We start from the raw sequence: 15,384 nt of genomic DNA on the forward strand, positions 1-15,384 counted from the left end.
ATGTCGTGTCGCCGGACGCTTCGCGCCCGGCACCCTTCTCAACGTCCCACCCTACGACGCCGTGCCCGCCGGATGCTGCTTTGCCTAGAGCGAACGGGCCTCCCGCAAGGCAGACAGCCCCGTCCCTGCGCGGTAACTTGAAGATGATCCCAGTCAGCAGCGACGATCGGCGGCACCATGACTTCCAAGCCCAATACCCCCTCCAACGGGGACGATGCACCCCAGGATCCTTTGGCGGAAATGCTGAAGAACCTGATGGGCGGCCGGGGCATGGGGGACATCGACCCGGCGGAGCTGGCCAAAGCAGCGGGCCTGCCCAACGATCCTGCCCTGCTCCAGCAGATGTTCTCCCAGGTGCAGGCCATGATGAGCTCAAGCTCCGAAGGACCGGTCAACTGGCAGCTGGCCCACGAGAATGCGCGCCGGGTGGCCGCGGCAGGGAGCGATCCCTCGGTCACTTCCGCACAGAGCCGCGCCATCGATGAAGCGCTCCGGCTGGCCGAACTCTGGCTGGATCCGGTCACGGACCTGGAAGCCACCGGGCTGATCGGCCGCGCGTGGTCGCGTGCGGAGTGGGTGGAAGCGACCCTTGGCACCTGGAAGCGCCTGACCGAGCCGGTGGCGAACAGCATCGCCAACGCGCTTTCGGACGCGCTGACCCAGCAGATGCCGGAAGAGATGAAGTCCATGATGGGCGGTGCCTCGTCCATGCTGCAGAACATGGGCGGCGCCATCTTCGGCATGCAGCTGGGCCAGGCTATCGGCGCCCTGTCCGCGGAAGTTGTCAGCTCGACAGACATCGGCGTTCCCCTTGCCGACCTGGAAATGGCCTTGCTTCCCAGCAACGTTGCCAAGTTCGGCGAGGGCCTCAGTGTCCCGGAAAGCGACATCCGCCTCTACCTTGCCGTCCGGGAGGCGGCACACGCCCGTCTATTCGTCCAGGTCCCGTGGCTCCGCGGCCATCTGCTCGGCGCGATCGAAGCCTATGCGCGGGGCATCCACATCGACATGAGCCGGGTCGAAGACCTGGCCCGCGACCTCGATCCCGGCAACCCCGAAGGCATTCAGGAAGCCCTGTCCCAGGGCGTGTTCACTCCTGAGCGCACTCCGGCCCAGTCCGCTGCCCTGGAGAAGCTGGAAACGGCCCTGGCCCTGGTGGAAGGCTGGGTGGACGAACTGACCGCCGCCGCAACGGAGAAGATGCTGCCCTCGGCCGCGGCCCTGCGTGAAACCGTGCGCCGCCGCCGCGCCACCGGCGGGCCCGCCGAGCACGCGTTCTCCTCCTTGGTCGGTCTGGAACTGCGGCCCCGCAGGCTCCGCGAAGCTGCCACCTTGTGGGCAGCATTGAAGGAAGAGCGCGGAATCGCCGGCCGTGATGCCATCTGGCACCACCCGGACCTCCTGCCGACGGCCGAGGATCTCGACGATCCCAAGGGTTTCTCCGAACGCCGCCGCCTGGCCGAAGCCAGCGACAGCGAGGTGGACGACGCCCTTCAGAAGCTGCTGAACGGGGGCTACGACTCCCCCACGGACTCTGCCGGCCCGGATGCCGGGGACGCCCAGGACGGCGGTACCGAAGACGGCGGTACCGAAGACGGGGATACCGGGGACGGCTCCAGCGGGGCGAAGGCCTAGCAGCCCCCGGATTCCCCGGCTGGGCTTCCCGGTCCCCTCCCCAGACCGCGCGACGTGGCGAAGGCTACTCCTTCAAGGAAAGCCTTCGCCCGCTGCGTTTCCGGGTATGCCTCCAGGAGGCGCCAGAACGCGGCATTGTGCCCGGCAACCAGCAAGTGGGCCAGTTCGTGCAGCAGCACGTAGTCGATCACCCATTGCGGCATGGGCTTCAACTTGTCCGAAAGCCGGATGCTGCCTTCCGCCGGTGTGGCCGAGCCCCAACGCGAGTTCTGGTTGCCGACCCACCGGACCGACGTCGGGACTGCCCGCCCGCCCAGGTACCTGTCCGAAAGCGCCGCCGCGTGGGCGGCCAGCTCCGCGTCCCCTGATGGCCGACGGCGTCCAGCGCCTTGCGCGCGGCGCTCCCCCTGCCGCTTGAGCTTCTCGAGCATCCGCCGCACCCATTCACGCTCCTGCGCCTGGGTGAACGACGCCGGGATGGCGACGACGGCGTTCCCGTCCTCCCAGAAAGCGGCCACCGTGCGGCGACGGCGCGACGACCGGCGCACGACAACGGGGGCGCCGTCGTGGGTGAGTTCGGGCATCGGGGTACGGTCAGGAGCCATCGCCGTTCCCGCCTTCGGCCAGCACCGCGAGGACGGCCTCCCCGTACTTTTCCAGCTTCGAAGGGCCGACGCCGGCCAGCGTGGCAAGCTCCTCCAAGCTTGCGGGGCGGGCCTCGGCGATGGCGGTCAGGGTTGCGTCGGTGAAGACCACGAACGCCGGAACCTCCGCGGAGCTTGCCTCGTCCTTGCGCCACTGCCGCAGCGCCTCGAACGTCTGTTCCTCGTAGCTGGGCGGGCACTGGCGGCAGCGCCCGATCTTGCGTTCGGCGCCGGTGGCGAGCATGCTGCCGCACACCCGGCACGACGCCGGGGCAGCAGCCTTGCGGCGGGGCACCGGGCGGCTGCGGGCGCTGGCCGAACCGACGGAGTCGGGGCGCAGTCCGTCGAGGAAGCGGGACGGCTTGCGGTTGGCGCGCCCGCCCGGTGTGCGGGCCGTCGACCAGGACAGGCTGAGGTGCTCGCGTGCACGGGTGATGCCGACATAGAGGAGGCGCCGCTCTTCGTCCACGGCTTCCGGGGTGTCGGCGAAGGAAATGGGCATGAGGCCTTCGCTCAGGCCGACCAGGAACACAGCGTCCCATTCCAGGCCCTTGGCGGCATGCAGCGAGGCCAGGGTGACCCCCTGCACCGTGGGGGCATGCTGGGCGACGGAACGTTCCTGGAGTTCGTTGACGAACTCGGCGAGGGTGAATTCCGGGCCGCGGTTCACCGCAAGTTCGTCCGCAAGGGCCACCAGTGCGGCCAGGGATTCCCAGCGTTCCCGCAACGCGCCCCCACCGTGCGGGGCGGAATCGGAGTAACCCAGCGATGCCACGATGTCCCGGACCAGCTGGCCGAGCGGTTCGCCGGCGGTTTCCGCGGCGGCACGGGTCGCGGCGCGGAGTTGCAGGATCGCGTCGCGTACTTCCTTGCGGGCGAAGAAGCGCTCCCCGCCCCGGAGCTGGTAGCCGATACCGGCCGAGGCGAGGGCCTGTTCGTAGGCTTCGGACTGCCCATTGGTGCGGAAAAGGACGGCGATCTCGCTTGCCTGGACCCCGGCGTCGAGCAGTTCGCGGATCCGGCCCGCAACCACGGCGGCCTCGGCTTCGTCGTCGGGGCATTCCATGAACCGGGGTTCGGGCCCGCCCGGGCGCTGTGCCACCAGCTGCAGGGGCTTCGCCCAGGCGGCGTCGGCGGCCGGCCCGCCGCTGCGGCGGGAGCCCAGCAGTTCGTTGGCGAGCTTCACGACCTGGGGTGTGGAACGGTAGTCACGGACCAGCTTGACGACGGTAGCCTCCGGGAACTGATTCTTGAAACCCAGGAGGTGCTTGGGCGATGCTCCGGTGAAGGAGTAGATGGTCTGGCTAGAGTCGCCCACCACGCAGAGTTCATCCCGGTCCCCGAGCCACAGCTCCAAGAGCCGCTGCTGCAGCGGCGAAACGTCCTGGTATTCGTCCACCACGAAATGCCGGTACTGTTCCCGGACCGTGGCGGCCACTTTCGGATCCTCCTGGAGGATGCCCACGGTGATCAGCAGCACGTCCTCGAAGTCGATGACGTTGCGGTCCGTCTTGACGTCCTCGTAGGACTGGAAGACCCGGGCGACGGCGGTGAGGTCGAAGCCGCCGGGGGTGCCGCGGCCCTGGGCGTTCTCCAGGTAGTTGGCCGGGGTGAGCATGGAAACCTTGGCCCATTCGATTTCCGCGGCGAGGTCACGGATGGACGCGCGATCGGTGCTCAGACGCAGCCGGCGCGCGGCCTCGGCGATCATGGTGGCCTTGTGGTCCAGCAGGTTCGGCAGCGTGCCGCCGATAGCCTGGGGCCAGAAGAACTGCAGCTGGCGCAGGGCTGCTGCGTGGAAGGTGCGGGCCTGGACATTGCCGGCGCCCAGGTCCCGCAGGCGGCTGCGCATCTCGGCGGCGGCCCTGGCTGTGAAGGTCACGGCGAGCAGGCGCTGCGGGCTGTACACGCCGGAGTGCACACCATACGCGATGCGGTGGGTGATGGCCCTGGTCTTTCCTGTACCGGCTCCGGCCAGGACGCACAACGGTCCGGACAGGGTGCTGGCAACCTCGCGCTGTTCGGCATCGAGGCCGCCCAGGATGCGGTCCTCCAGCGAACCTCCAAGGACGTGGGTCTCAGAGGTCACTTCTGGAGGTCCTCGATGGCGCCGCCGTACCAGTGCTCAATCAGGGAACGCGCAATCGACAGCCGGGACGGGATCGTGATCTCCCCGGAGAGCACGGCCTCCTGGAGTTCCTCGCGGCTGAACCAGCGCGCCCGGGTGACCTCGACGCCGTCGGGCCGGGCCTCTGCGTCTTCGGTGAAGGCGGTGAACCCCAGCATCAGGGACGCCGGGAAGGGCCAGGACTGGGAACCCAGGTACTGACAGCTGCTGACCCGGACGCCGACTTCCTCTCCGATTTCACGGACCACTGCCTGTTCAAGCGACTCGCCGGGTTCCACGAAGCCGGCCAGGGTGGAATGGTTGATCGACCCGGCGGGTCCTCCGCCGCCAAGGAGCACCCGGCCGTCCGGACCGACCACCGTGACGATGATTGCAGGGTCCGTGCGCGGGTAGTGTTCGGAGTTGTCCTTGGGGCAGCGCCGCACCCAGCCGCCGGCCTCGATGTCGGTGGGGGTGCCGCATTGCGGGCAGTGGGTGTGCGTGGCATGCCAGTTGGCGATGGCGCTGGCCTGGATGAACAGTGCAGTGTCCGTGGCGTCCAGGCGGGCAGCCACTTCCCGGAAGCCCACCCAGGAAGCAGTCGCGGGGACGCCCACGGTACCGGGCTCGGGGGACGCGGCGGGAACGAACAGCAGCACCGGAGTGTCCCGCGGGTGGGCTGCATCCGTCAGCGTCCTGCCGAGGTAAATCGCAGTGACCGGCGCCCCGGAGGCCTCCCGCAGCGAGGCCAACAGTGTCCCGGCGTCGCCCAGCCACAGGGCATCCCCGTCGACCAGGGCCTGCCGCTCCGCCAGCACCATCGCCTTCGCGGTCCCGGAGGCGATGAGTTCTTCGACTGCCCCGGGCTTGATGCGTTCGGCGGATCCCCGGTCAACCATGGCAGGACGGACTGGGAGAAGGGTGTCCGTCAGGTGGTTCGCCGGGGCCCGGAACTCGGTAAAACTCATGTACCTACCGTACTGACTCGCACCGACAAATAACATTTGCCCTGTTCAGGGGGCCACGGCCTGCGCAGCGGCCTTCCGCGGCAGCTTTTCAGGCCCGATCTGGAGACTCGCCGCGGGACATCGCCCGGACGGCCGTCCGTGACTCTACCGTGGGAGGTGTGAGAAGAACACCGCTCGAACTGGCCGCAATTGCAACAGCGGCAGTGCCCGGCCTGGCGCCGACAGCCACTGCTTCCGCCCCGGACGACGCCGCCGATTTCGACTCGGCCTTGCTGCTCGACGCCGACGGCAAGCGCTGGCGGGTTCGCTCACCGAGGCATGCCGAGGCCAGCGCCCGGCTGGAGACAGAGTTCATGGTGCTGCGGGCGTTCACCCCGGCCATCCGTGCGGAACTTCCCTTCCTGCTTCCCAGCATTGCCGGCACCGTGCGGCAAGGCTCATTGAGCACGTTCGTCTACACCCACCTGGCCGGTTCGACCCGCAGCATCGAGGAACTTTCAGCCTGCAGCGACGCCTTGGCCAAGGAAATCGGAATTGCCCTGGCCGCCGTCCACGACCTGCCGCAAGCGCTGGTCAACAACGCCGACCTTCCCAGCTACACGGCCAATGAGTTCCGCCAACGCAAGCTCAATGAGCTGGACCAGGCCGCTACCACCGGCAAGATCCCCACGATCCTCCTTCGCCGCTGGGAGCATGCGCTGGAGGACGTCGCACTGTGGCGCTTCAACCCCTGCGTTGTCCACGGCGACCTGCATGAGGACAACCTGCTGGTGGACGGCGACCGGGTGACCGCTCTGACCGGCTGGACCGATCTTCGCATCGGCGACCCCGCGGACGACTTCGCCTGGCTGGTTGCCTCCAACGAGCAGTCCTTCGTCGAGGCCGTGCTGCGGCACTACACCGAGGCCCGCCGGGACAAGGCCGATAACCATCTGCTGCGCCGCGCTGCACTTCTCGCTGAGTTCGCCCTGGCCCAGTACCTGGTGAAGGCCCTCGCCGCCGGGCACGCTGCCATGACCGCCGAAGCCGAAGCCATGCTGAAGTCGCTGGCGGACGACATCGGCGAGCAGGACGCGGCCGACGAAGCTGCCGCCGGCGAAACCGCCGCCGCGGCTCCGGCTCCTGCGCAGCCGGGCGTCAGCGCGTCTTCCGGCGTTACTGCGTCTTCCAGCGTTACCGCTGCCGCGCAAGCGGCCGCCAGTGCGACGACGCCGGCGGTCACTGTGAGCGCGGTGCCCACCCCTGCCGTCAGCGTCACTCCCATCCCCGGCGCCGGTCCGGGCGCCACTGAAACCGATCCTGGGGACGACGCCCCAACGGCCTCGGAAACCTCGACGGCGGCCATCCGGATCGTGCAGACGGCCGCCACGGATGCACCGGAAGACAGTTCCTCCGCGGAGTCGGACGGTCAGCCGGGCGCGTCCGCCGAGGACGGTTCCGCGGACGGGCCGTCCGAGGACGACCCGTCCGCGGCAGGCAAGGCGGGCCTGCAGGGCGCCGACAATCGATAGCCTGCAACACCCTCCTCGGACCTACCCTGTAAGTTCACTCCCCCGGCCGGGAAAGCGCGTCCGCGATGATCGCCTCGAGCTCCGCCGCTGAGCCGAGGTCGTGCGGACGGACCACGGCGTCGTCCGGGACGTAGTAGAAGGCAGCACTGACCGTTTCCAAGGGCACTCCCTTCAGGCGCGCCCAGGCAAGTCGGTACACCGCCAACTGCACCGAGCGACTGGCGAGGCGGCCGCCGGAGGGGCGCCTGCCGGTCTTCCAGTCCACCAGTTCCCAGCTGCCGTCGGCATTGCGGAACACGGCGTCGATCCGTCCGCGGACCACCACGCCGGCGATGCTCGTCTCCACCGGCACTTCGACGAAGGCGGGAGCGCGGTGGGCCCATTCGGAGTTCTTGAAGGTATCCACCATGTCGTCGAGGCCGTAGGCGGCATCGATATGGGCGTCGGCCCCCGATTCCTCGCCAAGGTCCAGCATTCCGCTCGTGCCGAAATACTCCTCCACCCACGCATGGAACGCCGTTCCCTTGCGGGCCGCGACCCCGGGTTCGCGGGGCACGGGACGCCTGAGCTGGGCGAGGACCGCATCCGGATCGTCACCCAGTTCCACGAACATGGACGCGGAAATGTGGCCCGGCAAATGGATGTCCTGGACCGGTTTCCGCTGCCGCGAGCGCTTCAACAGCAGATCGGCCTCCGCCGCCCACCCGGCAGCGGCCCCGTAAAGCACGGCCCCGCGCAGCGGAGCTGCCCCGCCCGGTCCGGCAGGGTCCTCCGGGAGGCACAATGGATCTCCCGGGCGCAGCCCGTCGATGGCCCGCCGGACGCGATCCGCCGCGGCGTCCATGGCGGCGCGACGGCCCGGCACGTTGCGCAGCCGTTCCCCGGTCCGCGGGTCACAAGGACCTTCGAGCGGATCGTAGGGGAAGATCGCCAGTTCGGCAGCGACGGTCAACGGGCTTTCCGCCGGCAGTTCGTCTTCGCGCAGGGACCCAGCATGGATGCCGGCGGCAGCCCCGGCGTCGGGCCTATCCGGCAAGTCGGCGGCGTCCATCAAACCGTCCGCCAGACCAGGCGCTTGCGTCAGCCCTGGTGCTTCCGTCAACGGCGCGAGCTCGGAAAGGAATGGCGAAATCTCGGCGATTCCGGACCGCGAACCGTTCCAGGCCGCGCTCGATAGCCAAAGCACGAATTTGGCGCGGGTGTACGCGACATAGGCCAGGCGCCGTTCCTCGGCTTCCCCGTGGTGCTGGACTTCGGCCTTGAACACCTTTTCCGCGTCCAACCAGCCCTTCTGGTCCGGCTGGTCCAGGTCCCATTGCGGCAGGTCCGCACGGTCGCCGCGAAGCGGCCACGGAAGTGCTGCCGCTCCGCTGCTCCACCGGGAGTCCCTGCTGCTGGGAAAGGCCCCCGCGTTGAGGCCCGGTACGAAAACGACGTCCCATTCCAGGCCCTTGGAGGCGTGGACCGTGAGCAACTGCACGGCCTCGTGGTTGACCTCAGTGGCGGCGGCGTCCAGCCCGCCTTCCTCGGACGCGGCGGCTTCGAGCCAGGAGAGGAACGCCAGCAGGTCCACCCGCTGGGAGGTCTGCAGGAATCCGGCCGCGGCGTCCTGGAAGGCATCAAGGTTCCGGCGGGCCTGGTGGATGCTGATCCCGGGCTTGGCGGCCACTTCGACGTCGAGCAGCATGGCCCGTTCTACCTCACCCAGCAGGGTGGTGAGGTCGTCCCCGAGGAAGCTGCGCAGCATCCTCAGCTCCGCCGAGAGCCTGCCCAGCCGTTCCTGGGCGGCGGGGGTCAGTGAACGGCCGTGGGCCGATGTCCAGCCCGGGCGGGGCAGGAAGTCCAGGGCTTCCACGAGGCTCGCGGCGTCGGTGATATCGCCTTCCACGAGGACGTCAGCGGCGCCCTCGTCTGCGGCGAGATCCGCCATGAGGGCCTCCGGGCCGGGGCTGCCGTGCGCGCGACGCCGGGCGAGGAAGCGCGACCAGTCGTGGAAGGCCATGAGGTCGGCCGTGCCGATCCGCCACCGCGCACCGGCGAGCAGGCGCATCAATGCGTCCGAGCGGCCCGGATCGGCCAGCACCCGCAGCGTGGAGACGAGGTCCACGATCTCGGGGGTGTCGAGGAGACCGCCCAGGCCGACAATTTCGTAGGGAATCCCCTGCAGTTCGAATTCACGCCGCAGGACCTCCATCTGCGCCCGTCGGCGGCAGAGAACCGCCATGCTCGGCAGGACGGCTTCCCCTGCCGGGTCGGTTTCGAAGATGGTGCGGCGGTAGCGCATGACATCCCGGGCAACTGCCGCTGCTTCGTCCTCATCCGTAGCGAAACGCCCCAGGACGACGTTGCCTTCCACGGCTGCCGGGCTTGGCCGCAGCGGCGGGACCGACACCGCGCTCCCCTGCGTCCGTTCACCGGCCGGCCCACCGGACGAGGCCGACTTATTCAGGGGTGCGGAGATGACGTTGGCCGCGCCAAGGATGTTGCGGCCGTTCCGCCATGCCGTGGTCAGGTAGGACACCGGGGCCGGAACGAACGACGCCGGGCGGTCGCCGTCGTCGTTCCTTGCCGGGAACTCCTGGACGAAATGGAACAGCTGCCCGGCCGAAGCGCCGCGGAAACCATAGATCGACTGGTTGGGGTCCCCCACCGCCGTGACGGCATGGCCCTCACCGAAGAGCCGCGAGAACAGCACGAGCTGGGCGTGCGAGGTGTCCTGGAATTCGTCGAGCAGCACTACTTTGTAGCGGGACCGCTCGGTGGCGGCGGCCACCGGGACGTCCCGGGCGATTCTGGCCGCCAGCGCCACGAGGTCGCCGAAGTCGAGCACGCCCCGTTCGCGCTTGGCGGCCTGGTAGCGGCCGACCATGTCCGCGACGCTGGCGCGGGTCAGCAGCATGGCGTTCAGCTCGGAGGCGGCCTGGGTGGGGTTCTTCTTGGCTCCTGCCTGGTAGGGCAACTGGCTGAACTCCGCGGCCCTCTCCGTGAGCCACGACTGGACTTCGGCGGGCTCCCGCAGGTGCTCCGCACATTCCCCCGCCAACTGCACTACCGCGTTGACGAGGGTGGATTTCGCCGCGCTGAAGTGCTCGTAGGGGCCGTCGTAGCCTTCGACGACTTCGCTGGCCAACTGCCAGGCCTGGGCTCCGCCCAGGAGCACCACGTCGCGCTCGATGCCCAGGCGCAGCCCGTAGTCCGAAACTATGCCGCTGGCGTAGGAGTGGTAGGTAGACACTTTGGGCTCGAGTTCATCGGAACCTGCCAGCCAGTCAGGGAAACGGTGGCGTCCGGGGTCTGCGGCGGCGATCCGCTGCAGGGTGGCCAGCTTGGCCCGGATGCGGCTGGCCAGTTCCCCTGCCGCCTTCCGGGTGAAGGTGACGCCGAGGACCTCCTCGGGCCGGACCCAGCCGTTCGCCACCAGCCACACAACGCGGTCTGCCATGGTGGCTGTCTTCCCCGATCCGGCACCGGCGATGACCAGCCGGGGAGAGAGCGGCGAGGCGATGATGGCCGACTGTTCATCGGTGGGGCGGTTCTTCTCGCCCATGACGGCGGCGAGTTCGCCGGGGGTGAAGCGCGGCTCGGGAACCGCTGCACCGGGTTCCGGTGCGATCCCGCCCAGTGCCGGGGCGAGGGTGTCGAGCGTCATTCCGTAACCTGCTTTCCTCGGGCACAGAGCGGGCAAATCTCGGGCAGGCGGCACCCGTGGCCGCCGTGGCCGCCCTTGGAAGGATCATGCCGGGCTTCGAACGTGGCCCCGGACATGAGGGCGGCAGCTTCGTTGACCATGTCCTGTGCCCAGTTGTCTCCCGCTTCGAGGGCCTCCTGGACCTGGATGCCGGGAGCCTTGGTCTTGGTACCAAGCTGGGCCAGCACGGCTCCACCGGGGACAGCTCCGTTCGGAGCAGCACCCTCCGGAAGGCCGGTGCCGGCGTCGAACGCCCCTTGGAGCACGGCAGCCTGGTAGGCGCCGAGCTGCGGGTGGCGGGCGAGTTCGGTCTTGCCGGGCTGTCGTTTGCCCGTCTTGAGGTCCACGATCACGAGCCTGCCCTCGGCGTCGATCTCCAGGCGGTCCACCTGGCCCCGGAGCATGGCGGCCCGCTCACCGACCGGCGGCAACGGAACCTCGAAATCAAGTTCGACACCGAGGAGATGCCGGCCTTCGCTGCGCATCACGAGGATGTACTGGGCCAGTTTCCGGACCATGGCCTCTGCCCGCTGGAAATCCAAGCGGCCCTCCCAGTTGTCCTTCATGCCGAGGGCCGGCCAGCGCCGCGCCAGTTCCGCAAGGTACTCGGCCCCCGAAGCGTCGGGAAGTTCCTGGGCGATGGCATGCACCAACGTGCCCAGGCTCCGGGCGAAATCAGTGGCGGCCTCGCCGCCGGCAGCCTGCACGAACCAGTCCAGGGGAGACTTGTGCACGGATTCGACCTTGGACGGTGACACCATCACTGTCCCTCCTTCCGGGACCACGGCGGCCTCGCTGCTCAGCGGAGCCAGGCCCCACCAGCTGTCCGGATGGGCGCCTGGGACCGGGGGTTCGGCCGAGGCCAGGTGCGCCAGGACCCTTGCGGCTTCTGCGGCCTCGTCTTCCGGACCCGCGGTGGGCACGCCGCGGACAGGAGCGGGAGCGGACGGATCAGCCTGGACCGTCGGATCAGCCTGGACCTTCTGGCGAAGCTCGGCCACGAGGGCGCGGAGGGTCATGGGGCGCTCCACCGGCGTGTAGCCGCGGCTGTACTGGCCGGGGCCAAGGGGCGCCACGTAGTCCAGGAACGCCGAAGGCTGCTCGTCTTCCGACGACACTGCCGTGCAGATGAGCAGTTCCTTGGCGCGGGAAACGGCGGTGGAAAAGCTGCGGAGTTCGTCGTAGCGGATGTCGCGGAGCCGGCTGAGCGGGCCGCGCTGCAGGGCGTGGTCCACGCCGTGCTCGACGGCGTCCGCAAACAGGGTGCTGCCCAGGAGCTCACCGCGCAGCCGGGTGTTCGGCCACACCCCTTCCTGCAGGCCTGCCACAATGACCACTGGCCATTCCCTGCCTGCCGCGCTGGCCGGGGTCATCAGCTCCACGGCTTCTTCCAGCTGGGCGCGCGCCGCCAGGGTGTCCATCGGCAGTTCCTGGTTCATCAGGTACTCCAGGAACTGCTCGGCGCCCGACCCCGGCAGCTGGTCGACATACCGTTCCGCGGTGTGGAAAAGGGCCATCATCGCGTCGAGGTCGCGGTCCGCGCGGGCACCCGCCGCGCCGCCGTCGAGCGCCAGTGCCGTCCACCGCGCCGCCAGTCCGCTGCTTTGCCACAACGCCCACAGCACGGTCTCGGCATTGGCTCCCGCCTGCCCCAAGGCTTCCCCGCCGGCCGCGATCATGCGCGCGATGCGCCGCGCGGAACTGCCTTCGATTCCCAAGGAACCCAGGGCGCCGGGTTGGAGCAGCGCTTCCACCAGCAAGGAATCGCTGGCCCGCCCGCCGCCGCCCAGCAGTTCCTCCCGGCGCAGCGACTGCCGGAGCCGTCGCAGTTCGATGGCGGTGGCTCCGCCGATCCGCGAGGTCAACAGGGACACAGCGAGTTCCGGCGTGAGTTTTGCGGGATCGAGCACCACGCCGTAGAGCTCCAGCAGGGGACGCACCGCAACCTCGTCGCGGACGGCGGCGTCCGCCACCGGCACCTGCACCGGGATTCCCTGCCCGGACAGGTAGCGCTGGAGCTGGGCGAGCTGCCCGCCGTTGCGCACGATCACGGCAAGGTCACTGAATGCGCGGCCTTCACGCAGCTGGGCCTCGAGGATGCGCTGGGCCACGTAGCGGAGTTCGTGGGCGGGGGACGGCAGAAGGTGTGCCTCCGCGCGGCCTTCCTGGCCCTGGGCACCGCTGATTTCGAGGCGCCGCGCCAGCTGGCCGCCCTGGCGCTGCGAAATGCGCGCGGCGACGCCGAGCCAGGCCTTCGCCACGGCAGGCGCCTGGCGGTGGGCGGTCCATAGGGGAAGCTCCTGCACGGTTCTTTCCCCAAGCGGATCTCCCTGGACAGGGTCGCCGCCAAGCAGTCGGGGCAGCTCCGCCACGAGATCCGGGCGGGCACCGCGGAATCCCTGGACCACCGTATCCGGGGAGGACGTGATCAAGGCGTCCTTGCCTTCGGCGATATCGGTGAGCAGTTCGAAAACCGCCGGGTTCGCCTCCTGGATGTCGTCGACGAGGATCAGCTGGAGCCGTTCGCGTTCGGCTGCCAGGAATCCGGGCGCGTCCTGGAAAATCTGCCGTGCGGCCGTGATGATCCCCGCCGGGTCGAAGGCCTCGGGCATGCGCAGGTCCAGCACGTCGCGGTATTCCGAATAGAGGTGGGCGGCAGCCATCCAGTCCGGGCGGTCGCATTCGTAGGCGAGAGCGGTGAGGTCCTCGGCGGTGCGGCCGGATTCGATGATGCGGTCGAAGAGCTGGCGGATCTCCTGGCGGAAACCGCGGGTGGCCAGCGCCGCGGAGAGGTCCTCCGGCCAGGGCAGTTCCAGGCCTGGCCGGCTGTGGCCCTCGAGCAGCTCTTTGATGATGAGGTCCTGCTCGGGGCCGGAAAGGAGCTTCGGCGGCCGCGGCAGCGGCAGGACGCCTTCCGCCTTCGCCCGCCGGATGAGATCGAAAGCGTAGGACGCCCAGGTGCGCGCCGGCGTTGTGCTCAATGTCCGCCCGAGGCGTGCGGTAAAGCGGTCCCGCAGTGCCGAGGCGGCGTGCCGGCCGGGCGCCAGGATCAGGATGCGGCCGGGGTCGACGCCGTCCCGCTCCACCCGCCGGACAGCTGTTTCGACCAGGACGGTGGTCTTTCCCGTGCCGGGCGCGCCGGGTACCAGGACGGGCCCGGAACCATGCGGAAGCCCGACGACGGCGGCCTGGTCGGCGGACAGCGGCGGCACCGTGCAGATGTTTTCGCGCGGCGGGACAAGCCGGAGGCGTGCGGCTGAATGTGGGGTTGGCGGCTGTGTCGTTGCGTGCTGTCGGGTCGGGGGGGCGCTCACACAGTCATTTCATCATCGGGCACTGACATTTGATGGAGCTGACGCTCCAGCTCCTCCGAAATAGCGTCAATCCGGTCGAAGTCCTCCTCGCCGGGCGCCCAGCGGGCGGCGGCGATGTCGACCCGCCAGCGGCCCTCGCCGGTCCGCAGGAATGCCTCATGGTCACCGTGCAGCGCCGTTCCTTCCGCGAGGTAGTGGCGCAGTGCATCGGCTTCATGGCCGGGCGGGGCTTCGCCGCTGGCCCGCAGGATCCGCCACCAGGCCACCGCGCTTCCGTAGTGGCTCATGACCGAGCCGACCTGGCGGGGGCCGCCGTGCCCCAGCAGTTCGGCGACGTCACCGTAGGCAAGGGCGGCACCCGGGGGCACGAGGTCCACGACGCCTAGCACCGCCGTCACAAACTCCGTCCGCATGTTTCCAGCGTATCGGCTGCCGCCACGGTGTCGGTTTCCAATCTTGTCGGGGGCTGCCGGTAGCGTGAAGGCATGAGCTCCTGGAACACCCTCCCCCGCGCCGCGTTCGACCTCGAGACCACAGGCCGGAACTCCCGTGCCGCAAGGATCGTCACGGCGTCGATCACGGTGGTGGACGGCCAGGGGAACGTGATCAAGGAACGCGAGTGGCTGGCTGATCCCGGCGTCGAAATCCCCCAGGAAGCGAGCGACGTCCACGGCATCACCACCGCGAAGGCGCGCGCGGAGGGCCGCCCGGCCGCCGAGGTGACCAGGGAGGTCGCGGCCACCTTGCAGGAACTGTTCGACGACGGCGTTCCCGTCATCGCGTTCAACGCCAGCTACGACTTCACGGTGCTAGCTGCCGAATCCGCCCGCTACGGGGTGCCGCAGCTGAGCCGGTTCCCGGTCCTGGACCCCTACATCATGAACAAGCAGGTGGATCGCTACCGCAAGGGCAAGCGGACCCTCGGCGCCCTGTGCGAGGAATACGGCGTGGACCTGGAGAATGCCCACACCTCAGCCGCGGACGCCCTGGCGACCTTGCGTGTTCTTGACGCCATGGCGGGCAAGTTCCCCAAGCTGCACATGCCTGCGTCCAAGCTCCACCAGTTGCAGGTCGACTGGGCGGCGGCGCAGGCTGCCGACTTCCAGTCCTACCTGCGCCGCAGCAAGCCCGCCGCCGTGATCGAAGGTGACTGGCCGGTGCTTCCGCCGGAAGACGCCAGCCGCGGCGGCTTCTGAGCGGCGTGGTTCCTGGGGCACCTGGCTTCCAAGTGAAGCGTGGCTTCCAAGGCGCCCTAGCACGCAATCGGGCATGACGCATGTCACAGGACCCGGCCCCGGGAACAGGGGCTCCGAGGGCCGGGCACAATTCATCCATTGCGTTTTCTTACGGTCGTTCTGATGAAGGTTTGTGACTTCGCGTAATAAATCTTCGGAATATTGACCACTGTTGCGAACTATGTTCGGAATCTTTGAGCCTTAGGGCCGGATGACATACTTAAGTTTGGCGGGTTGAGTTCTGCTAGGGCCCACGAATGAACCTGTGGCCGCATCCCCGCC

Annotated in this window: 9 protein-coding genes; 3 read left to right on the forward strand and 6 right to left on the reverse strand. The window is 68.9% G+C overall.

The window, feature by feature from the left end:
* Nucleotides 1-177 precede the first annotated feature (177 nt).
* On the forward strand, nucleotides 178-1,635 hold the full coding sequence (locus ACN9M4_RS13550) for a zinc-dependent metalloprotease (protein WP_426298700.1): 1,458 nt from the start codon (nucleotides 178-180) through the stop codon (nucleotides 1,633-1,635).
* On the opposite strand, the gene ACN9M4_RS13555 is transcribed toward ACN9M4_RS13550, so the two are convergent.
* The 3 genes from ACN9M4_RS13555 to nudC are packed head-to-tail and all read right to left on the reverse strand — an operon-like array spanning nucleotide 1,632 to nucleotide 5,354.
* Nucleotides 1,632-2,240, reverse strand: a complete 609-nt coding sequence (locus ACN9M4_RS13555; protein WP_426298702.1) for a M48 family metallopeptidase — start codon at nucleotides 2,238-2,240, stop codon at nucleotides 1,632-1,634. The two genes, ACN9M4_RS13550 and ACN9M4_RS13555, sit on opposite strands and share 4 nt — an antisense overlap.
* Nucleotides 2,230-4,368 (reverse strand): ATP-dependent DNA helicase UvrD2, encoded by a 2,139-nt coding sequence (locus ACN9M4_RS13560; protein ID WP_426298704.1) that lies wholly within the window; start codon nucleotides 4,366-4,368, stop codon nucleotides 2,230-2,232. Before ACN9M4_RS13560 ends, ACN9M4_RS13555 begins: the two co-directional genes overlap by 11 nt.
* Nucleotides 4,365-5,354 carry an NAD(+) diphosphatase gene (gene nudC, locus ACN9M4_RS13565; RefSeq protein WP_426298706.1) on the reverse strand — a complete coding sequence of 330 codons (990 nt, stop codon included), beginning with the start codon at nucleotides 5,352-5,354 and terminating at the stop codon, nucleotides 4,365-4,367. The genes ACN9M4_RS13560 and nudC overlap by 4 nt, the downstream gene beginning before the upstream one ends.
* A 158-nt stretch (nucleotides 5,355-5,512) precedes the next feature.
* Between nudC and ACN9M4_RS13570 the strand changes: the two genes are divergently transcribed.
* On the forward strand, nucleotides 5,513-6,865 hold the full coding sequence (locus ACN9M4_RS13570) for a macrolide 2'-phosphotransferase (RefSeq protein WP_426298708.1): 1,353 nt from the start codon (nucleotides 5,513-5,515) through the stop codon (nucleotides 6,863-6,865).
* 34 nt (nucleotides 6,866-6,899) lie between these two features.
* Here the strand turns inward: ACN9M4_RS13570 and ACN9M4_RS13575 are convergent, their stop codons facing one another.
* From ACN9M4_RS13575 to ACN9M4_RS13585, 3 genes are all read right to left on the reverse strand, one after another.
* Nucleotides 6,900-10,514, reverse strand: coding sequence for an ATP-dependent helicase (locus tag ACN9M4_RS13575; protein WP_426298710.1), 3,615 nt, complete (start codon nucleotides 10,512-10,514; stop codon nucleotides 6,900-6,902).
* Nucleotides 10,511-13,765 (reverse strand): ATP-dependent helicase, encoded by a 3,255-nt coding sequence (locus ACN9M4_RS13580; protein WP_426298712.1) that lies wholly within the window; start codon nucleotides 13,763-13,765, stop codon nucleotides 10,511-10,513. The genes ACN9M4_RS13575 and ACN9M4_RS13580 overlap by 4 nt, the downstream gene beginning before the upstream one ends.
* A 98-nt stretch (nucleotides 13,766-13,863) precedes the next feature.
* Entirely contained in the window at nucleotides 13,864-14,280 is a 417-nt protein-coding gene (locus ACN9M4_RS13585) for an MGMT family protein (RefSeq protein WP_426298714.1), read from the reverse strand.
* A gap of 72 nt (nucleotides 14,281-14,352) precedes the next feature.
* Between ACN9M4_RS13585 and ACN9M4_RS13590 the strand changes: the two genes are divergently transcribed.
* A complete protein-coding gene (locus tag ACN9M4_RS13590) occupies nucleotides 14,353-15,063 on the forward strand; it encodes a 3'-5' exonuclease (RefSeq protein WP_426298716.1) in 711 nt (236 codons plus the stop codon).
* Nucleotides 15,064-15,384: the final 321 nt, after the last annotated feature.

The organism is Arthrobacter sp. R-11 (assembly GCF_049913155.1).
GTDB lineage: Bacteria > Actinomycetota > Actinomycetes > Actinomycetales > Micrococcaceae > Arthrobacter.